Genomic DNA, 23777 nt, shown 5'->3' on the forward strand with positions numbered 1-23777 from the left:
ATTATACAGCCGGGACGACTGAATTAAAGGCTACCTGCTATCAGGTGGCCTTCCCATTGAGTGGATGAACCCGGGAGCCATCCCCCCCCTGACACGCCCAACAAAGCAAAATTGACACGGGCAACAAAGCCCCCCAACATCCCCTGCCCTACTTTTGCTGCATAACAAAAACAGTACAACATGACAACAAACACGGACAACTATAACGGCGCACTACAACAGCCCCTCCGGTCCGGGTTCTCCGCCACTTCCACCGCTGCCGATGTGATCAGCGGCATTGACCTGCATGGTAAAACCGCTATCGTGACCGGCGGCTATGCCGGTATCGGCCTGGAAACCGTGAAAACACTGGTAAACGCTGGCGCTGCCGTATGGGTACCGGCCAGGGACCCGGAGAAAGCGGCTAAAAACCTGCGGGGCGTTCAAAATGTAACCGTCCGTACCATGGACCTGATGGACCCGGATTCCATTAACCAGTTTGCAGACGAATGCCTGGCTGCCGGCCAGCCGCTGCACCTGCTTATTAACAACGCCGGTATCATGTGGGTGCCCCTTCGCCGCGACAGCCGGGGCATTGAATCACAACTGGCTACCAACCACCTGGGGCATTTCCAGTTGACCGCCAGGCTATGGCCGGCCCTTAAAAAGGCCAATGGCGCCCGGGTGGTCAATGTATCCTCCTTCGGCCACCAGATGGCGCCCTTCCACTTTGATGACCCCAATTTTGAACAAAGGGCATACGAGACCCTGCAGGGCTACGGACAATCCAAAACGGCCAACAACCTGTTCACCGTAGAACTGGATCATCGTGGCAAATCCTTTGGCGTAAGGGCCTATTCCCTGCACCCCGGGTCCATCAACGGTACTGACCTGGGACGGGAGGCGCCGGTAGAATTATTCAGGCAAATGGGGATGTGCGATGACGATGGCCATATTTTGCCGGAAGTAGCCGCCAAACTAAAGACCATTCCCCAGGGTGCGGCTACCACCATCTGGTGCGCTACCAGCCCTTTGCTGAATGGCATCGGCGGGGTTTACTGCGAAGATGCGGATGTGGCCGGGCTGGATACCGGTAACATAGCGCACCGGTACGACGATCCCGCTACACAGCGCGGCGTGCAGCCTTATTCCCTGGATGCGGAAAATGCCAGGCGTTTATGGGCGCTGAGCGAGCAGATGACCGGCATCGCATTTCCGGTACGCTAGCAATGTAATATTGTTAATTTTACAGGTGAAGCCATATGGAATTCAAGACCCGGTATATCACCCCCGATATAAAGCTGTCCTGCTACGAGGATAGCCTGTTCAAAACAGAGATCGCGTTTGAGCATCACATGCTGGTATGGTTCATTTCCGGCGAAACAAAGATCATCCAGGCGGATACCAGTGATGTGTTCAGGCCGGGCGATATTTTCCTGATACCGCGCAACCGGCTTGCCACGATTATCAACTATCCCAGGGATGGCCGGCCGCATAAAGCGGTGGCCATGCATCTCACGGTAGAGCGGCTGAAAAGCTACTATTCCAATATCGATGTCAGGTCCAAAGGCTCACCGCAGCAAAAGATATGCCGCTTCAGCCACCATCCGCTCCTGCAGAGTTGCATGGCTTCGCTCATCCCATATTTTGACCTGCAGGACAGTTTCCCGGAGCACATCGCCTCCTTAAAGATCAACGAGGCGATCAGCATCCTCCGGGTGATCGACCCGGCCATTGATCAGGTGCTGGCCCATTTCGATGATCCGGGTAAAATAGACCTGGTTGATTTCATGGAAAAGAATTTCATGTTCAATATGCCGTTGGAAAAGTTTGCTTACCTGACCGGGCGCAGTCTTTCCACCTTTAACCGGGATTTCCGGAAGAAATTCGATGCCCTGCCCCGTCAATGGCTCACACAAAAGCGGCTGGAGCTGGCGCATTATCAACTGGCCGGACACCGGAAAAAGCCTGCGGAGGTGTACCTGGAAGTAGGCTTTGAAGACCTCTCGCATTTCTCATTCTGTTTTAAAAAACATTTCGGGTACGCACCCACGGCTTTAGCCCACGGAGAGTAGTACACTAAAAGCTGCTGAGCCGGCGCAGAATTATATGGTTCACACCATCCCGTTCTCCCCTTGCCGCTTCAGTTGCGCATGCCTTACACGGCTAAGCGTTTCTCTCGATACGCCCAGGTAAGACGCCACCATGTGCAACGGCACCCGCCTGAAAATGTCCGGGAAGGAAGTAATAAAGGCCTGGTATTTTTCCTCTGCCGTGTAGCTGATATTCATGCGTATGCGGTCCTGGCTGGCGTCCAGGCTGTTGGATTTGAGCCTTTCCGACAGATCGCGGATAGCGGGAATGGCGAGGAGTAACCTGTCAAAATTTTCCCGGGTCCATAATATGATTTCCGTATCCTCCACCGCCTCAATATTGTATTTGGAGGGAGTTTGATCATTGTAGCTTTGATGGTCCACTATCCAGGAATTTTCGGCCGCAAAACGCATAATGTGCTCGGAGCCGTCCTCCCGGGTATAGTAAGTTCTCAGCAGTCCTTTGGTGATAAAGGTCTTCCACCGGCACACTTCGCCCTCCTGCAGCAGCAGTTGCCGACGGCGCAATTTCCGGGTAACGGATAGCGAACGCATATACTTCAGCTCATCGGGCGTAAGGTCCGCGTAGGCGGCAATATGGGCTTCAAATTGCTCAAACATCGGTTTACAGTAAATGCTGTTTAATATGGCAAATTAGGTCAAATGACCGCAAAAAATTGTGTCAAATCTCCTTGTTTTGAGGCAGCCGTTCTGCTCAATTTTGCAATGATAACGGCAGCATTACTGCATGAATGTAAAGAAAGTAAGTTAAAAAAACAGCATATGCGTGTATTTGTAACAGGCGCTACCGGCTTTATCGGGTCCGCCATTGTACAGGAACTGATCAGCGCCGGCCACGAAGTGCTGGGCCTTACCCGCTCGGACGCTGGCGCCAGGGCGCTGACAGCCGCCGGCGCACAGGTGCACCGGGGTGAACTGGAAGACCTGGAAAGCCTGCGCAGCGGCGCAGCACAATCAGACGGTGTGATCCATACCGCTTTTATTCATGACTTCAACAACTACAAGGCCAGTTGTGAAACAGACCAGCGCGCCATTGAAGCGATCGGTGCTGCGCTGGCCGGCTCCGGCCGCCCCCTGGTCGTTACCTCCGGGATCGGGCTGTTAACGCCGGGCCGCCTGGCTACCGAAGAGGATGTACGCGATCCTGTTGCCGCCCCGGTTCCCCGCGTTTCGGAAGAAGCAGCAGCGGCCGCAGCGGCGCAGGGCGTGCGGGCATCGGTAGTCCGCCTGCCGCCCTCCGTGCATGGAGCAGGCGATCATGGCTTCGTTCCGCATCTCATTGAGATCGCGCGCGGGAAAGGCGTTTCAGCATACGTAGGCGACGGGCTCAACTGCTGGCCGGCAGTGCACCGGCTCGATGCCGCTCGCCTCTATCGGCTGGTGCTGGAGAACGGCGCTGCAGGCAGGTTTCACGGCGTAGCCGATGAAGGCGTGCCAACACGGGACATTGCCGAAGTGATCGGACGACGCCTGAACATCCCCGTGGTGTCCAAAGCACCCGAAGAAGCAGCGGAGCATTTTGGCTGGATCGGCCATTTCTTCAGCCTTCACTGCCCGGCTTCCAGCGCGCGCACACAGGCACAACTGGGATGGCGTCCCGCGCAGCCGGGACTGATCCCCGACCTGGATCAACCGCATTATTTCAAATAACAGGTCAGCAAAAAACCGTAGCGGATGCTGCGGTTTTTTTATATACTATCGTCCGGAAGAGGCGTTCAACATTACACCCAATCGATCCTTATCCATTTCATGCCGGCGGCTTCGGCGGCAGCTACACCAGCCGCTCCATCCTCGAACACCAGGCAGTCCGCCGGATCTGCTCCCAGCGCTGCAGCAGCAGCCAGGAACGGGTCCGGACTGGGTTTGCCATGAGGAGTTTCGCCGGCGCAAACCATTACTTCCACCAGGCCGGCAATGCCCAGCACCTCCAGGGTCCGGCTGATGGCTTCGCGGCTGCTGCCAGACACCACGCCTATTCTCACCTTGCCTGCGCTCGCCGCCAGGTGTTCCACCACGTAACCGATCGGCTGTACTTTATCAATATATTCGTCCTTAAAAAGCTGGTACTTCCTGCGGCTGAACTCCTCCGGGTCGAAATGGCTGTTATAGCGCCGGTTGATCTCCTTTACCACCTCTGTAATGGGCCAGCCGGCCAGCTCATTGATCAGCGCCCCGTCCAGTTGCACGCCTGCCTCGGCCGCAACACGCACATACGTTTCGGTATGGGCGGGCATATTATCCGCCAGGGTGCCATCGCAATCATATAAAAAAGCCTTGTAATCGCCGCGGCTCAGCTCCAGCAATTTTGTAAATCGTTGATTATCGGATGCCATGCTTATAAGATGTAAGGCGCAAAGGTAATTATTTGCTGCCGCCGGTTAAATTGTAAATTTTAATACTTATTTTTATTTGGATGGTGTGACTGCTGCACACCGCCACCGTTAACCTTAACCACGTTATATAACCAGGTAAAATTTGCAACCTATGACCCGATCAATGAATTACCCTGTTAAAATGGCGGCAGCGCTGTTGCCGCTGCTCCTGCTGTTCATACTACCATCTACAGGGCAGATCACCTGGCCCGCCGGCCAGTTCCTGCCTTCTTTCCCGGCGTCCGCGCAAACGCAGGACCTGATCATTCTCCGGGAAACGTCCACGCGATGGGAAGGCGAAGGCCCGGCGCTCAGCCACAAGACCGGGCGGCTGGAAACGGACGGCTGGCTTTGCCAGACCGGGATCGACGCGCCCAACGATCATATGATCTACGGACCTTATAACAATAGTATCCCGGCAGGACCTAATGTAGCCGAGTTCCGGATGAAGATCGACAACAATACCGCCAACGACGATCCCGTAGTGGACATTGACGTCAGGAATGCCACTACCGGCCAGGTGCTGGCCTCGCGGACGATCACCCGCACGCAGTTCCCGGTGGCTTCCAACTATACGAATTTCACATTACCTTTTACCATGCCGGCAGACAACCAGTCCATTGAGCTGCGCGTATACTGGCGGGGCACCGCCTATACCAAGGTGGACTGGGTGGCGGTGCAGCAGAATAATTCCTCTGCAGAAATGTACCTGTTCGCTTCACTGAAAGGGATCGTGAACAGAACGCAGCCACGCATCTTCTCTTATGAAGGGGACGCCTTTGCAGAAGGACAGTATACCTGGCTGCAGTCTTTGGGCCTGGGCTGGTCTGAACCAGCGGACAAATGGGACCTGATCACCAAATACCGCAGCGAGCTGTCCGGCCTGATCGTTTACGATCCTGCTCAGATCCATACCGTGAACCTGGCCACCATGCTGGCCAGGGACCAGCACGCGCTGATCGCCGCTCCTACCCTGGTATCACGGCTTACCTCCGCGCCATACAATTTACCGGTGCTGCTGGACCTGCGCGGGCAGTTCAGCAGCAAGCTGCAGGTATACCAGACCTTATACAACACTTACTGGCCCAACCTGGATCACCGTTTATTGATAGGACTGAACCCGGACATACACAAGGCGGCCCTGCGCGAATACGCCACGGCATTGGGCGCCGCCGTTATCTGGCTCGATCCTGAAGTACCCGCCGAAAGCACATTGCTGAACAACTTCCTGTCCTCCATGCCCGCCGGGGCCAATTATATGGGATGGTGGCCCGAGGAGGCGCCCGGTGTGCAAAGAGCTTCTACCTACGGCATCGCCACCATTGCGAGCGACTGGGCGACCAACCTGACGGTACATAGCGGTATGCCCAGGACTGTAAATGTGAAGCCCATGCCTCCGAAACCGGCATTGCTGAACAAGCTGTACGTGGCCTTTATACTAAGTGATGGCGATAATTTACAATACGTGGAGCACCTGATGCGCAAGCTCTGGAACAATCCGGACCGCGGCAGCGTGCCCATTGGGTGGACGCTGTCTCCCGCCATGCTGGACGCCATGCCCGGGGCGCTCAACTATTACTGGCAAAGCTCCACGGACAATGATAACCTGATCTCCGGACCTTCCGGCTACGGTTACGCCTATCCTAACAGTTGGCCCAGCCAGTCCTCGCTGAACCAGTTCGTGGCTAAAACGGAAGATTACAACCAGCGTGCAGGCTTCCGCGTGATCACCATCTGGAACACCATCACCGGCGGCATTAACCAAAACGTAGGCGAGACCTTTGCCAGCCATGCTCCGTCCACGCTGGGCCTGACCGCCCAGAATACCGGCGGCGGGCTGACCATCTATAACAACAGCCTCCCGGGAATGGCGCTTTCCTGCAACTACTGCACGGGAGAGCAGGCCATGAAAGACCATATTGCTTCTGCGGCTGCGGGGTGGGATGGTAATTCCCCGCGCTTTATTATCATACAGGCGCAACCCTGGCAGAATGTGACGCCCACCAGCTTCAAGAATGTAGCCAATTCGCTGAATGCAGATTACATCGTGGTGCGGCCGGATCATATCTTTCAACTGATCCGCGAAGCCAATGGCCTGCCGGTGAATCCCGGCAATAATCCGCTGGTCTTCCGCCGGTAACACAGCTCCCGGGAATGGGGCCTGCGCATCATTGTGCAGGCCCCATTCCATTCACTGCAAAATATGCCGGTCCATATCCCCCAGCTCCCCCTCGCCCCACACTTGCTTCCTTCAGAAATATGCATCATGCGATACCACCATTCAAGGATGTAGTACAGTTTTTGCTCCGGTAATCTTTACATCAAAACATCGGGCTATGAACATCATTGACATCCTGCTGTTCCTGGTTATCCTGCTGGCGGTGTATGCAGGATATCAAAAGGGCTTTATCCTGGGCGCGCTGGACCTGCTGCTGCTGGTGCTCAGCCTGCTCTTCGCCTTTTGGTCCTACCGGTACATTGTTTTCTTTTTTGAGCACTATATCACTTCCCTGGGCGTGTGGACCCCTCCTTTGGCTTTCCTGCTGGCGTATGCCTTTGTCCGCATCCTCCTGGCCGCGCTGGCCGGCAGGCTCGTCAAACAACTACCTGCCCGGGCCAATGAAAACACATTTAATAAAGCCTTCGGGCTGCTGCCCGGGGCCATTAACGGCATTATCTACGCCGCCCTTATCAGCGCCATCCTGATCGGCATGCCACTCTTTGACACCCTGTCTGCAAAAACAAGGGAGAGCGCCATCGCCCGGGCGCTGACACCGCATGTGGAATGGGCGGAGGACAAGCTGGCGCCAGTGTTTGACGAGGCCGTCAACCACGGTATCAATCACCTCAGCATCTCGCCCGGCTTCACGAAATCGGTGGACCTGCCCTTTACGGTAAAAGCGCCGGAGGCCCGGCAACGCCTGGAAGCTGAAATGCTGGGTATGCTGAACGAGGAAAGACGTAAAAACGGGTTGGATCCGCTTAAAGCGGACCCGGAAATGAAAACAGTGGCCAGGTCGCATTCGCAGGACATGCTGGTCAGCGGTTATTTTTCCCATATTGACCTGGAAGGCCAGACACCATCCGAAAGGATGCGGGAAGCGGGTGTACGGTTCCTGGTAGCGGGCGAAAACCTGGCGCTGTCCCCTACCCTGCAGTTAGCGCACAACGGGTTAATGAACTCGCCGGGTCACCGGGCCAATATCCTGAACCCTTCTTTTGGACGGGTAGGCATCGGGATACTGGATGGCGGCAAACATGGGTTAATGGTGACCCAGAATTTCAGGAATTGAGCCGCCGCTGCTAGGAGCGGAACGCCACCGGCGTTAAAGCGGTATGCTTCTTGAAAAAGTTGGAGAAGTGCGCCAGGTCGTCATATCCCAGTGTGTAGGATATTTCGGAAATGTTCCAGTCTGTTTGCCGCAGCAGTATCTTCGCTTCCTGCAGCACACGCTGGCTGATGATCTCGGTGGTAGTGCGGCCGGTCTTTTCCTTCAGCACCTTGTTAAGATGATTGACGTGAACCGCCAGCCGGTCCGCATAGTCCTTGGCGCTGCGCAGCCCCAGCCGCTGCTGCGGCGATTCAATGGGGAACTGCCGTTCCAGCAGCTCAATGAACAGGGAGGATATTCTTTCAGAAGCGTTCTGGGTGGACTTGAGCGTAGACATAGGTTGCAGTTGCTGCCCGTAGTGGATCAGCTCCAGCACCAGGTTACGCAGCAGGTCATATTTATAGAGATAATCGCCGCCCAGCTCCCGGAGCATTTTCCGGAAAATGTATTCCAGCTCTGTTGCCGCTCCCGGCGAAAGCTGGAAAACGGGTAATGTGCCCGGCTGAAAAATGGGCAGGTCGTCCAGTACCACACCGGATTTGTGCCGGGTCAGGAAATCTGCTGTAAAAATGCAGAACATGCCACCCTGGTTGCTGTCCTGGGGCAGGTAGTGATAAGGAATTTTAGGGGTGGCAAAAAGCAGCGCGCTTTCCCGGATGTCGATCACCTTGTCCGCATACTCCGCCCGGTTCCGGCCTTTTATCAGGCTGATCTTGTAATAGGCCCGCCTGCTGTAAGGCATGGTGCGGTTGCCGGTTTTCCGGTCAAAGAGCTTCTCCGTCTCGAATACGTTGAAATGCCCGATCTCCTTTGAGATCCCTTCCGGAAGGCTGGCCGCGGTTTGCCGGTAAAAGTCTTCTATGGATTTATTGCCGATCATATCATTTGCGCCATTCAAATATAGCGGTTTTCCGGGGATCGCAGCACCCGGGAAAGGCTGCTTTTCACGGATCAGCGGCTATCAGAGGCTCATGCCGCCGGATACTTCCACCCGCTGCGCATTGATCCAGCGGGCGTCTTCCGTGCACAGGAAGGCCACTACCCCGCCTATATCCTCCGCCACGCCTACACGCCCTAAAGCTGTTCTGCCAGCCACAGCCTTATTTACCTCCGGGTTGTCCCTCACCATGCCGCCGGAAAAATCCGTGGCAATGGCGCCGGGAGCTACGGTATTGGCTTTTATCTTCCTGGGACCCAGCTCTGCCGCCAGGTAGCGGGTAAATACTTCCACCGCGCCTTTCATGGAGGCATAAGCGGAAGACCCGGGCAGGGACACACGGGCCAGGCCGGAAGAAATGTTGATAATGCCGCCGCCGTCATTCATCAGCGGCAGCGCCTTCTGCGTCAGGAAATAAACGCCTTTGAAATGTACGTTCAGCACCTCGTCGAACGCCGCTTCGGTCACTTCGGGGATGAGGGCATGATAGCCGGTACCGCCGTTGTTGACCAGGTAGTCGAACCGGTCGGTGTTAAACGAATTTTTCAATACCGCTTTCAACTGCTCCGTAAAAGGATCGAAACTTTTTATATCCGCCACGTTAAGCTGCAGCGCGGCTGCCTTTTGCCCGGCCTCTTCTACCTGGGCCACTACTTTCAGCGCTTCGTCCTGCCGGCTGTGATAGGTCAGGATCACATCCAGTCCTTTTTCCGCCAGCCGGAGGGCCATATCCCTGCCCAGTCCGCGGCTGCCCCCAGTTACTAAAGCAATTTTACTTTTGTTGGTCATCTTGCATCGATTTTATGCATGCAAAGTTGGAGCAGGATGGCGATGTTATGTTTGCGCGGATCAATCCATTGTTTGCGAATTTCAAATAACGCGGGCTTTTTCTTATATTTAAACAGATGAAACCAGGCATCTTTCTCAACAAGCCGGCATGCCTGTTCATACTGCTGCTTTCGTTTTATACTATCCGCTTGTCCGCGCAGCAGGTGGACACGGCATCTTATCTTAAAGTAGGCGTTTATGTGAGTCCCCCGTTTGTCATGGAAGAGGCGGCGGGGCTTTCCGGCATGTCCATGGAGCTTTGGGACACGATTGCCGCCCGCCTGCAGCTTCCCTGCCGTTATGAGATCGTTCCTACGCTCCGGGAACTGGTCAGCCGGACTTCAACCGGGAACTTTGACGTAGCCGTTACCAACCTCACCATTACGCAGAACAGGGCCCTGCGCATTGATTTCACGCAGCCCTGGTACGATGCAGGTTTGCGGATCATGATCGATAAAGACCGCGGCGCCGGCCTGTACGATGTGATCTCCGGCTTGTACGATGCCGGGCACCTGCGGGCCTATGCCTGGCTGATACTGGTGATCCTGGTCGCCACATTGCTGCTCACACTGTTTGACCGCAAATTTGACAAGGATTTTCCACGCCGCTGGCGCGAGGGGCTTGCGGAAAGCTTTTATCATGTAATGTCGGTCAGCACATCCGGCGGAACCAGCAGGAAAAATCTCTTTGGCTGGAAGGGACGGATCTTCTCCGCGCTCTGGCTGGTTTGCGGCGTGGCCGTCATTGCCTATGTTACCTCCTCCATTACCAGTGTAATGACCACCTTGTCATTGAGGAACCAGGTCCATGGCCTGGCAGACCTTTCCGGTAAAACGGTGGGCGTTTTTACCGGCAGCGTTTCCGAAGAATACATGAGCGCCAGCGGGATGCAGACCCTTTCCTACAACAATATTGATGAAGCCGTGCGTGCCCTGCATGCCAAAGAGATCGCCGCTATTATCGGCGACGCGCCCGTGCTGGAATATTACGGGCATACGCACCCGGAAGCGCCCGTAGCCGTGGTGGGCCGTCTTTTCAGGCCGGATAAGTACGGATTTGGGCTCCCGCTTCACAGCCCCCTGACCAAACGGATCACCGTAGAGCTGCTGGGCGCACGTGAACGGGGATTGATAGCGGCGTTACGGAGGAAGTATTTGGGGGAGACGCGGTAAAAGCCCTGCGGTCAGAATAGGTTCCGTTAAAGCATGCCATACTCTGGATACAGGCGCCTGTATGTGGATCGTTTTGTGAATAACCGGGTCTGCGCCTGGTAAAATCTCCTGACCGGTCATATTGCTGGATGAATCATTCATCCCAAATATATACAAACCGGGGCAACTGTTCATTAACTTGGCCTCCCTAAAAAAACTATACCCGTGAAGACACACCTGCTACTCGTACTCATGCTGGCGTTTGGCATTTTCTGCACCGTTACTTCCATGCGACCGGGAAATGCTGACAGGCCTGCTACCGCAGCCATCACACCGGACCCTGCCCCGCCGGCAGACACCAACCTAACCATGTTTGGCCGTGGTTTGTACCCGGGCGACGATGTTACTTTTGAGCAACTGAAGACCTCCGGTTTTACCACCATCATCTTATCCAGCTTCTATATCCGGGCTAACGGCGACGTATACTCGGGCGATGACAGCAAAAACCCGATCATTCATGACGGCAAATATGTAGGCGACAAGACATGGCTGAAGCGCGTAGCGTCCCTGAAGCAGCAGCCCAGCTCCATCACCCGTATAGAAATACTGCTGGAAGGCAGGTGGTATAACCAGCCTCCGAACACATTTGATTTCATACGGGACTGGACAGACGCTGCCTATGCCACAACCGGCATCAGCACGGGCACCGGCAGGAACAGCACCCTCTATAAAATATGCAGGGTATTGAAAACCGCATTAGGCGCCGATGCGATCTGTATTGACGATGAAGCCGTATATGACAGCCAGTCCATCATACGGCTGGGCAAAATGATCGGTAAGCTGAACATGCATATGTCGCTTTGCCCTTATAAAAACCCGCCGTACTGGAAAGCTATTATTGACGGGTCCCAACCCGGGCTGATAGATGCCGTGTACCTGCAATGCTATGACGGCGGGGCCCGTAATGTGGCAGGTCCCTGGAAAGACAGCCTGGACGCCGGCATTCCCCTCTACCCGATATTCCTTTGCCGCGGCGCCTTCAGCACCTGCGACAGCTCCCATAACAGCAAAACGCCGGCTGCTATCCGGTCGGAAATGGCCCGGTTCAAAAAAGGATATCCCGGCATGACAGGCGGCGCCATCTGGCAGATGGCGGATGTAAAAAGCTACATTCGCAACAATTGTGCGGTGCGATCACCGGAATCCGGCAGCGCCGCTTCCGTGAGCGAGTACCTCCGGCAGCTAAGGAACAGCCTGCGGGAAGGGCTTCGTTAAACAAAACCCGCTTTTCGTCAATATCCCGTGTTACTTCATCATTTTGATGATGGCGCTGCCGCCCTTTGATGTAGCTTAAGGGCTATGAACAAACATTCCCGGATCCATCGCAGGGATTTTCTCAAAGCGGGCGCACTGGCTGGCGGCGGGCTGCTGATCGCCTTTGCGGTGCCCATGGCAGCCCGGCGCCTTACTTCCGCTGCCGCCACAGCAAACGTATTTGCCCCGAATGCTTTCCTGCGCATCGGTGAAGATGACAGCATACAGGTGATACTCTCCAAAGTAGAAATGGGGCAGGGTATCTGGACCACGCTGCCCATGCTGATAGCGGAAGAACTGGATTGCGACTGGCGTGATATAAAAGTGGCGCACCGGCCACCCGGGAAAGGCGATGATTTTTCAGCGCCGATCTTTGAACAGACCACCGGCGGGTCCAATTCCACCGTTTCCGAATTTGACCGCTACCGGCAGGCCGGCGCCACCGCCCGCGTTATGCTGGTGGCTGCTGCAGCCCAAAGGCTCGGCGTACCGCCGGATGCCTGCCGCACTGAAAACGGCTACGTCATAGCCGGCAGCAAACGTATCCGCTACGGGCAGGTAGCGGCGGATGCCGCCGGGCTGCCGGTACCGGAAACGGTTACGCTACGCCCACCCGAAGCGTGGCGATACATCGGGAAATCGCAAAAACGCCTGGACACGCCTGAAAAGATCAACGGGAAGGCGCAATTCGGCATCGACATCCACTTCCCGGGCCTACTGACAGCGCTGGTGGCGCACCCGCCTGTTTTTGGAGGGAAAGCAGAATCGTTCGACGCCAGCCAGGCCCTGGCCATACCCGGCGTGCGTGACGTTGTGCAGGTGCCTTCCGGCATTGCCGTACTCGGAGATCATTTCTGGGCGGCCAAGCTGGGGCGCGACGCGCTGAAAATTGAATGGGACCGGGAAACAGATGCCGGCATGGACAGTGCAGCGCAACTGGAAGCCTACCGTACCCTGTCAAAAACAAAAGGCATGTCCGTGCAGCAGCAGGGAAATGTGGCCGCTGCTTTGCAGACAGCACCGCAAAGATTAGATGCGGAATATTACTTTCCTTACCTGGCGCATGCGCCCATGGAGCCGCTAAACTGTACGGTGAAGATAGCGAGCGGTACCTGCGAGGTCTGGACCGGCACGCAATCCTCCCTGCTGCACCAGGCGGAAGTAGCCGCCTTCCTTGGCCTGGCGCCAGAGCGGGTGCTGTTCCACACCCCCTTCCTGGGCGGGAGCTTTGGCAGAAGGGGCTCCTTCAGCGACGACTGGGTGATGGAAGCGGTGCATATTGCCAAAGCCAGTGGACGGTTCATCAAGCTGGTATGGTCACGGGAAGATGATATCCGTGGCGGGTGCTACCGGCCCGTCTACCTGCACACCGTTAGCGTTGGCATGGGGCACAACGGGTTACCGCTTGCCTGGCAGCACCGCATTGTAGGACAATCCCTTTTCATCAATACTCCGCTGGAGTCTGCCATTGTTCAGAATGGTATTGACTACAGTTCCGTGGACGGCGTGCACGGTTCCCCCTACCTGGTAGCTGTCCCGGACCATTCCGTCGAACTACATACCACAACCTGCAGCGTACCGGTGCTGGCCTGGCGTTCCGTAGGCAATACGCATACGGCTTTTGTGATGGAAACCCTGATCGATGAACTGGCCACCCTGGCCCACCAGGACCCTGTTGCCTACCGGCGGGCCCTGCTGAAAGAGCATCCCCGTCACCTGGCGGCCCTTGACCTGGCTGCTGAAAAAGCGGCATGGGGAACACCACTGCCGACGGGCAGGCACCAGGGAATAGCCGTACATGCTGCCATGGGCAGCTACGTGTGCCAGGTAGTGGAGCTGTCGGTGGAAGCAGAAAAGATCAACATCCACCGCGTGGTATGTGCCATTGACTGCGGGCTGGCGGTAAACCCCGACGGGGTGCGCGCGCAGATGGAAAGCGGTATCGTGTTCGGGCTCACGGCGGCCTTGTATGGCGAGATCACTTTAGAACAGGGGCGCGTGGCGCAGTGCAATTTCCATGACTACCGCATGCTGCGTATGCAAGAAACGCCGGTCATTGAAGTGCACATTGTACAAAGCACCGATAAAATGGGCGGCACCGGCGAACCGGGCGTACCGCCTGTGGCCCCTGCGCTGGCCAATGCTTTGTTTGCCGCCACGGGAAAGCGCATACGAAAATTGCCGTTGCAGCCTTTCAGGCAGGCTCCATCCGCTTAATATATAACTCGTGCAACAGTATGATCAGGATCACCGTTACCGGCGTGGCCAGCAGCAGGCCCCATCCTCCTGTCAGCACGCCCATGAACAACTGTGCGATGATGATCAGCGCCGGCGGGATGCGAATCAGTCTTTTCTGTATCTGCGGCGTAATAAAGTTGCTCTCCACCATTTGTATCAATGCGTACAAACCCACGATCAGCGCGGCGGTGACGGGGTCTTCCATCAGCCCAACCAGTACGGCAGGGATCATGGCGATCAGGGGACCGAAATTGGGAATGAAGTTCAGCGCGCCCGCCATCAACGACAAAGCCAATACCATGGGCACGCCCAATATCAACAAGCCGATGGCCGTGAGCACCGCCACCACCAGCATGGCCAGCAGCTTGCCTTTCAGCCATTGGGTCAGGTCCGCCCCTACCCTGTTGACCACTTCCTGCGCCCGGGGCCTTGCGTTGGGAGGGATCAGGCGCAGGAAGCCCTTCACATAAATAGCAGGAGCGGCCGTAAAAAACACGCCCAGGAACAGCACTACGTAAATATCCCCCAGCACGCCGAAGGTACCGGTAAAAAAGGATTGGAGGATGCCTGCGGCCTTGCCCGTTTGCTCGCTGGAGCCCAGTCTTTTCAATACCTTCTGGCCAATAGGGTCCGCCTCCAGCCGCTCCCTGAAATTTTCCACCGCCGAAGGCAGCATGTCCGCCAGTTGCGCAACCTGCTGCTGTACCTGGCTGCCGGTGAACCAGCAGAACAATCCCAGCAGCAGCAACGAACTGATAATAGATGCCGGCAGGCTTAACTTTTCCGGTACATGCAGCTTCCTGTTTAGCAACCGGCCCAGCCCCCTGAAATAAAGCGCGATCAGGGCGCCCGCCAGGATGAGCAGGAATACGTTGAAGGTTACTTTAATGATCCAGATAACAATTACCACCAGTGCCGTGATGCCTACCGTGATCCATATTTTTTTCCGAAAACCAGGGCCTGCATTTCCATTCAAAGATGTATTCATGATATTGGTTTAGGAGTTCCTTTCTTCCGGGGCTCTTTTTTTGGCCTGCTGCAATTCCATGGCGGTCCGTTCCTCATCCGCCTCATTTTCCTGCACATTCCGGCTGTCACTCTCCACCTGCACCGCCTGTACCATTACAGCATAGCTGCTGGGTTTTATCTCGGAGCCGAACTTCATGGCGTAGAACTTGGTGAACTCCGCACCGGTGTATAAAATAATGGACGAAAAGTACACCCATAACAACAGTACCACCAAAGACCCCGCGGTGCCGTAGGTACTGCCGATGTCGCTCCGCCCTATATAGAAGGTAATGATGAACTTGCCCAGCATGAACAGCAGCGTGCTGAAGAGCGCACCTACCGACACGTCCTTCCAGCGGATCACCGCGTCGGGCAGCACTTTGTAGATAACGGCAAACAAAAAGCCGATGATCAGCAGGGTCAGCAGCAGGTTCAGCACATAGAAAAAAATGACCGCTACCTGCGGGAACTGGCTGCGGAGCTGGTCCATAAACCCTTCCACCAGGGTATTGATCAATAATGACACCAGCAATAAAAAACCCAGCCCGATCACCAGCGAGAACGACAGCAGCCGGCTCACCAGTAGCTGTATCCATCCTTTGCGGTAGCTGGCTTTCAGCTTCCAGATAGCGTTGATGGAGTCCTGTATCTCGGAAAAAACCGTGGTGGCCCCGATCAGCAGGGCAATAGCGCCTACTACCGCGGTGAGCGCGCTGCTACCGCTTACAGAAGCATTCTTAATCACTTCCTGCACCTGCAGCGCTGCCTGGCTCCCGATCAGCGCCCTGAGCTGCTCGTAGATCCTTCCCTCTATGGCCTGCCGCCCCCAGAACAGGTCGGCCAGGAAGATGATCACGATCATCATGGGGCCCAGCGAGAAGATGGTATAAAAAGCCAGGGAGGCGCTCAGTTTGGGCACTTTATCCCTGCCAAAACCGCCTCCTGTTTGCTTCAGCAGCTGCCAGCCACTTTTTAAAAGTTGCAGGAACCTATTCATACGCGGTTTAGCGTTCAAAAAATGGGCCACCGGGAGGAAAGACCGGGACGACATCACACAAAAAAGCCTGCCAGGCATTACATCCCGACAGGCATATTGAACACTAACACAGGAAAGAAAAAGTTTGTGTGCCGCTTACTTCGCCGCCGCTACAGCGCGATGGTTCACCGGGGCGCCTTCCCTGATTTCCTCGCTGGCCGTTTTCACGATCACGTCATTCAGCGCCAGGCTGTCGCCGTATATCTCCGTTTGCCCTTCTGCGGACTGGCCGGTCCTGACAGGCACCCATACTGCTTTACCATCCACCACTTTAATAACGTATACCCCCCGCGTAGAATTCAGCACGGCAGTGGCCGGCACCACAAAGGCATGATCGCTGCCGGTGCTTAGCGGAATTGCCACTTCGGCCACCATGCCGGGCAACAGCTTTTTATCATCGTTCGCCACGTCCATCTCTATACGTTGCGCGCGTAGCTGCTCGTCCAGCGCGCCGGACAGCCGGGCCACCTTTGCTTTAAAGGTGGCTTCAGGCTGCGCCCGCACGGTAAACGCCACTTCGCTGTTATTATCCAGGTAGCCGGTATATGCTTCCGGTACGCTTACTACTAAACGTAGTTTCCGCTGCTCCTGCAGGGTGAAGATCGGCAGGTCCGATCCTTTGCCCGCAGGCCCTACATAGGCGCCCGCGCTTACATTCCGCTGGCTGATAACGCCATTGAATGGCGCGCGTATCTCCAGGTAATTACGGGTATCGCTGATCTCGCGGTAAGCCGCTTTGGCCGCGTCCAACTGGGCCAGGTCGGATTTTTGTTTGGCAAATGCAATGTCCAGGTCGTTCTGTGATACGGTGCCGGGCGTTTTGCTCGTTTCCAGCAAACGGTCGTAGGTGGCTTTGCTGGACAGGTAAATGGCTTCCTGCGATTTCAGCCGGGACTCCGCGCCGGCCAGTTGAGCATTGAGCTCCGGCGCTTCCATGGTCACCAGTAGCTGCCCCGTGCGCACCTCGCTGCCTACATCTACATACAGTTTTTTCACAAAACTGCTCACCTTGGCGTACAGGTCCACGCGCTGGAAAGCCGTCAGTTCGCCGGGGATCCGGATGGAAGAGGACAGCGTGCCCTTTTGCAGGGGAAAGGTTTCCAGGGCAGGCGCTGCTGCTGCGGCGGTTTTCTTTGCCGCTTCCTCATCATGGGCGGCGGAAGTGCCGCAACCCTGCCAGATAACGGCCAGTACCACAGCCGTTACTGCTATCATAGCGCTTTTGGATATTGATTGCATAAAATGAGTTTTATTTCCGGTTAGTGTGATTGTTTGTTCGCTTTTAAGGGAATATAATGCACGCTCTCTTCGTCTTCCGGGTCCAGGGACACGCTTTGGGTGCCGGCTTTTCCCTGCGCCCAGGCAAAAGCCAGCGGCAGGATGAACAGTGCGGCAAAGGTAGAAGCCACCAGCCCGCCTATCACGGCCCTGCCCAGCGGTGAGGACTGGTCGCCGGCTTCACCCAGGCCGCTGGCCATCGGGATCATACCGGCCACCATCGCCAGCGCCGTCATCAGGATGGGGCGCAGGCGCAACGCGGCTGCTTCCCTGGCGGACAGCATCGCATCGCCGTTATGCCTGCGCAACTGCTCGGCATTGGTAATGAGCAGCACGGCATTGGAAATGGATACCCCCACGGACATGATCATGCCCATATAGGACTGCAGGTTCAGGGTAGACCCGGCCAGCATCAGCAGGCACAGGGAGCCCAGCAGCACCGCCGGCACGGTCACCAGCACAATGGCGGATACTTTAAAGGACTGGAAGTTGGCCGCCAGCATCAGGAATATCACGACCACCGCTACCAGCAGCCCGCTCTGCAGGCTGTCCAGCGTGCTGGTAAGGGTCTCGCTGAGGCCGATCAGCTCTACGTTCAGCCCGCGGGGCAGCTCACCCAGGGAGGCAATGGCCGCCTGTACATCCCGGGAGGCCGTGCCCAGGTCCTTATCGTTCAGGTTAGCCGTTACCGTTAGCATGGGTACGGCGCCCAGGTTGTCATTCTCCCCGTAGGTAGTGTCCGGCGTAATGGTAGCCACATCGCTCAGGATGGGCCGCGGCGCATTGCTGAGCAGGGGTATCTCCCCGATGTCGTGCCGGCTGGTGATCATGTTTTCCGGCACTTGTACCTGCACGTTGTAGCTTAGTCCTATCCTTTCATCTACCCAAATATTCTTTTCCGTCATGCGGGAGGAGGAAGTGCTGGCGATCAGGGAGCGGGATATGTCGTCAATATCCACCCCCAGTTGCGCAGCCCGTACACGGTCTATGTTAATGTTGAGCGCAGGATACTTAATGGACTGCCCCAACTGCACATCGCGCAGGTAAGGGATCTCTTTCAGCCGGTCGATCATCTTCATGGCATACTCTTCGTTCAGCTTTTTACTCCGGCCGGAGAACCGCACCTCTACCGGCGTGGGCGAGCCCTGGCTTAATATCTTATCCGTCAGCTCTATCGGCTCAAAGGAGAGCTTCATACCGGCGTCTATCTGCCGGGCTTTTTCCCGTATCTGGTCTTTCAGCCGGTCCAGGTCTGTTTTATACCCTTCCTGCAGGGCTACCTGTAATACCGCCTCGTGCGGGCCTGCCATCCACAGGAAGATAGAAGCCGTGGAAAAAAGCTGCGGGTGGGTGCCCACGAAAGCAGAAGTAACGGAAATATTCTCCTTGCCCACCAGGTCATTGACGGCGTTGATCAGGGCAATGGTCTTTTTCTCCGTTTCTTCAATACGGGTGCCGTCCGCCACCCGCAGCCGCACCTGGAACTGGCTGCCGTTCACTTTAGGCAGCACATCGCGGCCAATGCTGTTGATCAGCAGGAAAGCCAGTAAGGAAACGATCACCAGGTAAGCGATCACAATGGGTTTCCGGTAATGCATCATTCGGTTGATGAATCGCAGGTAGCGCGCCCGCATTTTTTCAAAGCGGCTTATTTTCCCGTCCTGGTTGCTGTCCGCCCTTTCCACCAGGGCTTTCTTCTGGTCCCAGGTATCGCCCTCTCCTCCTGCCTGCAGGCCGGTAGCGGCAAAGGCTTCGCGGTCGGTCATTTTTTTGCCATGCGGGCCCTTGTGCGGCTTGCCTTTCATGATCCAGTTGGCCATGACCGGCACAAAGGTCTGCGCCAGGAAATAGGAGATGATCATGCTGAAGCCGATGGCCAGCGCCAGGGGCAGGAACAGGGAGCCGGGTATGCCGCCCATGGTGAACGCGGGCGCAAACACGGCCAGGATACAGAACAGGATCAGCAGCTTGGGAAAGGCTATTTCCTTACAGGCGTCCCAGATAGCCAGGGCCTTGGGCTTGCCCAGGTCCAGGTGCTGGTGAATGTTCTCAATGGTGACCGTGCTTTCATCCACCAGGATACCGATGGCCAGCGCCAGGCCGCTGAGGGTCATGATGTTGATGGTTTGCCCGAACAGGTTCAGGAACAGCACACCGGATATGATGGAAGTAGGAATAGTGAGTATCACGATCAGCGCGCCGCGCAGGTCGCCCAGGAACAGCAGCACCATTAAACCGGTCAGTACCGCGCCGATCACGCCTTCACTCATCAGGCTCTTCACAGAATTGATCACGTAGGTGGACTGATCAAATTCATAGCTCAGCTTTACATCTTCCGGCAGTTGCGCCTGTATTTTCGGAAGCGCCTGTTTCAGGCGCTGCACTACTTCCCAGGTAGAGGCATCGGCGGCTTTGGCCACATCGATGTACACGGAGCGGCGGCCGTTGATCAGGGCATAGCCGGCGGTTACATCCGCACCATCCTCCACCGTAGCTACATCGCGCAGGTACAGGTTCTGCACGCCGTTCTTGTAAAGCGGGATGTTCTCAAAATCCTTTACTTCCCGGATGGTGGTATTGGCGGGCGTAATGTAGTTCTTGTCGCCGATGCGCACATTACCGGAGGGCGCGGTCTGGTTGTTAAGGCGCAGCGCTTCCACCAGTTGATCGGGTGTCATGTTGTGCGAACGCAGCAGCGCGGGGTCTGCCTTGATCACCACGGTGCGGATATTGCCGCCAAAGGGCGTGGAGCCTACCAGGCCAGGAATGGACGTAAAAGAGGAACGCACGTAAACGTTGGCCAGGTTCAGCAGATCATTGTTGCTGCGCTTGTCGCTGCTCAGCACCAACTGTCCTACCGGCAGCGTAGACGCATCAAAGCGTATAATGAACGGCGGGTTGGAGCCGGGCGGGAAGATGGCCTGGATACGGTTGGAGAAGGCGCTTACTTCTGCCGCCGCCTGCGCCATGTTGGTACCGGGGTAAAAGTTGATCTTTATCAGCGTCAGGCCCTGTATGTTCTTGGTCTCGATGCTTTTTACCCCGTTCACGAACAACAGGATGTTGATGTACTGCTTGCCGAAAAAGGATTCCATCTGCGTGGCGGTATAGCCGCCAAACGGGTGGGAAAGGTAGATCACCGGCAGGTCCAGCTTCGGGAAGATATCGATCTTGATAGTGTTGACGGCTTTGATGCCAAAAAAGAACAGCCCGGCCACCAGCACCAGGATGGTAATAGGTTTACGAAGCGCAAAACGAATAAGGTTCATACTATGCTTGTCTAATCAGTTAAAGTTCCCTTTCAAACAGTGAGAAAACCCCGGTGGCGGAAGCTTTCAGCAACAGCGCCTGCCATACATTGCTGTAGGCGATATCCCGGTCTGTTTCGGCTCGCACCAGGGCATATAAAGCCTGTGTGACGTCCACCAGGTTGGTCAGCCCGTTTTTATACAACACGGATTTCTGCAGGTAGGCATCGGAAGCAGCCTTTACCTGCACCGGCACTTCATGATAATTGTCCAACGCGTTTTTGATACGGGTCTCGGACAGTTGTAGCTGGGCGCGCAATTGCTGGTCCGCCAGGTCGTACTCCGCCTGCAGGCCTTTGCTGACGGCCTTTTGTGATCTCACCTGCTGCGCAATGCGCCAGGGCTGGGTGAAGTTCCAGGTAATGCCGATGCCGGCCAGGTAGTTGGTGCGGGCAGGTTTAACGCCTTCCCAGTAGTCATGTGTAAAAGCGGTCTGGTCCTGTGCGTAGGTGGCCTCAAATCCCGATCCCCTTGTCTGCAGCACGCCCACCAGGGAGAATACCGGGTAGGCCTGTGTCCTGTAATATTTCACCTGTTCATCGCTGAGCGCGATACGGCTCCGGTACCATTGCAGCACGGGATGGTCATCCAGTGCGGCGGTATCGTTGAGTATGGCCGGCAGGCGGGATACAAAAACGGTGTCCAGCGCAAAAGGCTGCGCCGGTACGCCCATGAGCTGGGCCAGTTGGTTGGCCGCCGTCTGCTCAAAATCCAGGGCCCGGGTCAGCGCCACGCGGGCGCCGGATACTTCCGCACTGGCCTGCGAGGAGTCCACGCCGGGATTGAGCCCGTTCAATACCCGCGTTACCACGATGCGGCGAAAGGTATCCGCCCGGTTCAGGTTCTTCCGGTAGGACAGGGTAAGCTTCTGTGCGGCCAGCAGGTTAAGATAAGCGGCTGCCACCTTTACTTCGTGCTGAAAGATCTCTTGTTGCCAGTCTTTAGAATCCCTGGCGGCAACCGCTTCTGCCGTTTTGATCCGCTCCTTTGCCCTTCCAAAGGCAAAGAAGTCCCAATTTATATTTGTCAGGTACAACGCCCCGAAAGCAGCATTCCAGTTCTGATCCGGCAAGGGCAGGCCGGAAGAAGCTACGCCCAGCCCTCCAAACCCGTACAGGGGGCCGTTCTGCCCGTTAATGGTGCCATAATCCTGCTGGGCGGCCAGGTTCAGGTTAGGCAGGTAATCGCGCCGGGCCTGCACCACGCCAGCTTTTGATGCATCGGCATAGCTGGATTTGGCTTTAATGGTGCCATAATTGCTGATGGCGGTCTGTATAGCGTCCCGCAGGGTCAGTACCTGCTGGGCGCAAAGTGCATGTATATTGGCAATCGTAAGGAACAGTAAAATGGTGATGTGTCTTTTCCCAGGCATGAAGGCGATATTTTGCGGCATGGTCACAAAAAATGTTATTCCATTTGCAAAAAGACACCAACATTTTGAAGCAATCTTGAAGTAGGATACCTTTTAGTGAAAGGTGAAGGGTGAATGGTCAATAGTGAATAGTGAAAGGTGAAAAGTGAAGGGTGAATGGTGAAGGGAAAAAGGAAAAGGGAAATAAGGTGATCCTTCACTATTCACTATTCACCAGGCTTACTCCCGGCACCGCCCTGACCGCTTCCCGGGGCTGGGACCGGAATTGCACCGTTACGGTATGTAGCTGATCGCTGTAGTGATAAGAGATGTAAAAGCCGCACACCTCGCAGATCTGCTTGACGATGGACAGGCCCAGGCCCACGCTCTCGCTGCACTGGTTGCTTTTTTTGAAGCGCTGGAACAGTTCATGGGTGGGCATTTCCGGCGGAAGGCCGGTATTGCGGATCTCCAGCTTCCGCTGGGTAAGGCTAATATCGATATGACCGTCCTGCACATTATGGCGCACGGCGTTGCCCAGCAGGTTATTGATCAGCATATCCGCCAGCACCGGGTGTATCTTCAGCAGCACGTTCTTTTCAAAATCGGACCTCACGGAAAGATTTTTCAGCTCTATGCGGTCCTCGTAGGCGCTCAGCACATCTTTCACCACCCGGCAGAATTTGATGTTCTCCGAAACGGCATACTCGTTATTCTCCATCCGGGCCAGCAGGGTCAGCGAGCGGTTTATTTTCGTGAGTTTTTCAATGGCGTTCTGCATATCGCCCAGCAGGGCGGCCTGCTCCTCCCCGATATTGGTTTCGCTGAGCAGCTCCAGCTTGTTGCGCAGGATGGCCAGCGGGGTCTGTAGCTCATGGGAAGCGTTCTCGCTGAATTCCTTTACAGCGGCATATTCATCCACCGCCTTGTCGGTCATCTTCTGTAAAAAGGCGTTCAGCTCCCTGAACTCGCGGGTACCGGTTTTGGGGAACTGCACTTTCCGCTTCACGTTAAATCCCTGGATCAGCTTCATGGTTTGCCGCAGGGAGGAAAGGATACGCTGGGATACCAGGCGGGCCGTAATGACCACGCAAAGCACGATCAGCAGCAGCTTCCAGGTGATGGTGCCCAGTATGGTGCTGATCACCTGCCTGGAGCTGGGAATGTAGTTATAGGATGAAATGCGGTAATTCCCGCCATTGATGGTTACGTAGGAGTCTACGGTGAGCAGGCTCTCCATACCATTTACGCCCCCGTTGTATACGTCGGTTTTCCTTACCTGCGTTCTTTGCTGCGGCAGCGCGGTAGTAAGCCGCTGCACATCTGTTGCGCCTCCCTTTCCCGGTACGTTTGCGGGAAGTCCTTTGCCCAGGCGGCTGGCGGTCGTGGCATTCACCTCGCTTAAACGGGCTGTTTCCGTGCTGTCTATTTTCTTCACCAGCGTATAGCAGAAGAAATAGGAAGTGATGGGCGTCACCAGGAAAGTGATGGCAATGAACCACAACGTAAACTTATCGACCAGTTTCATACA

Annotated in this window: 18 protein-coding genes; 8 read left to right on the plus strand and 10 right to left on the minus strand. The window is 55.8% G+C overall.

Annotation, left to right across the window (positions count from 1 at the left end; genetic code table 11):
• Positions 1 to 180 precede the first annotated feature (180 nt).
• Positions 181 to 1206, plus strand: a complete 1026-nt coding sequence (locus LX66_RS21650) for an SDR family NAD(P)-dependent oxidoreductase (protein ID WP_145717498.1) — start codon at positions 181 to 183, stop codon at positions 1204 to 1206.
• 35 nt (positions 1207 to 1241) lie between these two features.
• Complete coding sequence (locus tag LX66_RS21655) at positions 1242 to 2054, plus strand: helix-turn-helix domain-containing protein (protein WP_145717500.1); 813 nt, start codon at positions 1242 to 1244, stop codon at positions 2052 to 2054.
• A 39-nt stretch (positions 2055 to 2093) separates the two neighbouring features.
• On the opposite strand, the gene LX66_RS21660 is transcribed toward LX66_RS21655, so the two are convergent.
• The gene (locus tag LX66_RS21660; RefSeq protein ID WP_145717502.1) at positions 2094 to 2693 is read right to left on the minus strand and encodes a Crp/Fnr family transcriptional regulator; all 600 of its coding nucleotides are present in this window, start codon (positions 2691 to 2693) and stop codon (positions 2094 to 2096) included.
• 162 nt (positions 2694 to 2855) lie between these two features.
• Here LX66_RS21660 and LX66_RS21665 point away from each other — a divergent pair, with 162 nt between their 5' ends.
• Positions 2856 to 3743 (plus strand): SDR family oxidoreductase, encoded by an 888-nt coding sequence (locus LX66_RS21665; protein ID WP_145717504.1) that lies wholly within the window; start codon positions 2856 to 2858, stop codon positions 3741 to 3743.
• 71 nt (positions 3744 to 3814) lie between these two features.
• Here the strand turns inward: LX66_RS21665 and LX66_RS21670 are convergent, their stop codons facing one another.
• The gene (locus LX66_RS21670) at positions 3815 to 4426 is read right to left on the minus strand and encodes an HAD family hydrolase (RefSeq protein WP_145717506.1); all 612 of its coding nucleotides are present in this window, start codon (positions 4424 to 4426) and stop codon (positions 3815 to 3817) included.
• A gap of 151 nt (positions 4427 to 4577) precedes the next feature.
• Between LX66_RS21670 and LX66_RS21675 the strand changes: the two genes are divergently transcribed.
• Together LX66_RS21675 and LX66_RS21680 are read left to right on the plus strand one after the other, a co-directional pair.
• Positions 4578 to 6605, plus strand: coding sequence for a GxGYxYP domain-containing protein (locus LX66_RS21675; protein ID WP_145717508.1), 2028 nt, complete (start codon positions 4578 to 4580; stop codon positions 6603 to 6605).
• A gap of 196 nt (positions 6606 to 6801) precedes the next feature.
• On the plus strand, positions 6802 to 7758 hold the full coding sequence (locus LX66_RS21680; protein ID WP_145717509.1) for a CvpA family protein: 957 nt from the start codon (positions 6802 to 6804) through the stop codon (positions 7756 to 7758).
• A gap of 10 nt (positions 7759 to 7768) precedes the next feature.
• On the opposite strand, the gene LX66_RS21685 is transcribed toward LX66_RS21680, so the two are convergent.
• Together LX66_RS21685 and LX66_RS21690 are read right to left on the minus strand one after the other, a co-directional pair.
• Complete coding sequence (locus LX66_RS21685) at positions 7769 to 8695, minus strand: helix-turn-helix domain-containing protein (protein ID WP_244620483.1); 927 nt, start codon at positions 8693 to 8695, stop codon at positions 7769 to 7771.
• Positions 8696 to 8758: 63 nt separating this feature from the next.
• Positions 8759 to 9523: an SDR family NAD(P)-dependent oxidoreductase gene (locus LX66_RS21690; protein WP_145717511.1), complete on the minus strand. Its 765-nt coding sequence runs from the start codon at positions 9521 to 9523 to the stop codon at positions 8759 to 8761.
• A gap of 116 nt (positions 9524 to 9639) precedes the next feature.
• Between LX66_RS21690 and LX66_RS21695 the strand changes: the two genes are divergently transcribed.
• From LX66_RS21695 to LX66_RS21705, 3 genes are all read left to right on the plus strand, one after another.
• On the plus strand, positions 9640 to 10734 hold the full coding sequence (locus LX66_RS21695; RefSeq protein ID WP_145717513.1) for a transporter substrate-binding domain-containing protein: 1095 nt from the start codon (positions 9640 to 9642) through the stop codon (positions 10732 to 10734).
• A 204-nt stretch (positions 10735 to 10938) separates the two neighbouring features.
• Entirely contained in the window at positions 10939 to 11988 is a 1050-nt protein-coding gene (locus LX66_RS21700; RefSeq protein ID WP_145717515.1) for a hypothetical protein, read from the plus strand.
• A gap of 84 nt (positions 11989 to 12072) precedes the next feature.
• Positions 12073 to 14244 carry a xanthine dehydrogenase family protein molybdopterin-binding subunit gene (locus LX66_RS21705; protein WP_145717517.1) on the plus strand — a complete coding sequence of 724 codons (2172 nt, stop codon included), beginning with the start codon at positions 12073 to 12075 and terminating at the stop codon, positions 14242 to 14244.
• Here LX66_RS21705 and LX66_RS21710 read toward each other — a convergent pair.
• From LX66_RS21710 to LX66_RS21735, 6 genes are all read right to left on the minus strand, one after another.
• Positions 14222 to 15253 (minus strand): AI-2E family transporter, encoded by a 1032-nt coding sequence (locus tag LX66_RS21710; protein ID WP_145717519.1) that lies wholly within the window; start codon positions 15251 to 15253, stop codon positions 14222 to 14224. The genes LX66_RS21705 and LX66_RS21710 overlap by 23 nt on opposite strands.
• Before the next feature lie 9 nt (positions 15254 to 15262).
• Complete coding sequence (locus LX66_RS21715; protein ID WP_145717535.1) at positions 15263 to 16270, minus strand: YihY/virulence factor BrkB family protein; 1008 nt, start codon at positions 16268 to 16270, stop codon at positions 15263 to 15265.
• Between the two features lie 135 nt (positions 16271 to 16405).
• Positions 16406 to 17548, minus strand: coding sequence for an efflux RND transporter periplasmic adaptor subunit (locus LX66_RS21720; RefSeq protein WP_145717537.1), 1143 nt, complete (start codon positions 17546 to 17548; stop codon positions 16406 to 16408).
• A gap of 20 nt (positions 17549 to 17568) precedes the next feature.
• The gene (locus tag LX66_RS21725) at positions 17569 to 20856 is read right to left on the minus strand and encodes an efflux RND transporter permease subunit (RefSeq protein ID WP_145717539.1); all 3288 of its coding nucleotides are present in this window, start codon (positions 20854 to 20856) and stop codon (positions 17569 to 17571) included.
• Positions 20857 to 20875: 19 nt separating this feature from the next.
• A complete protein-coding gene (locus LX66_RS21730; RefSeq protein WP_145717542.1) occupies positions 20876 to 22267 on the minus strand; it encodes a TolC family protein in 1392 nt (463 codons plus the stop codon).
• Positions 22268 to 22466: 199 nt separating this feature from the next.
• Positions 22467 to 23774: a sensor histidine kinase gene (locus tag LX66_RS21735; protein WP_145717544.1), complete on the minus strand. Its 1308-nt coding sequence runs from the start codon at positions 23772 to 23774 to the stop codon at positions 22467 to 22469.
• Positions 23775 to 23777: the final 3 nt, after the last annotated feature.

Origin of the sequence: Chitinophaga japonensis, from assembly GCF_007830125.1 — a bacterium.
Classification (GTDB): Bacteria; Bacteroidota; Bacteroidia; order Chitinophagales; family Chitinophagaceae; genus Chitinophaga; species Chitinophaga japonensis.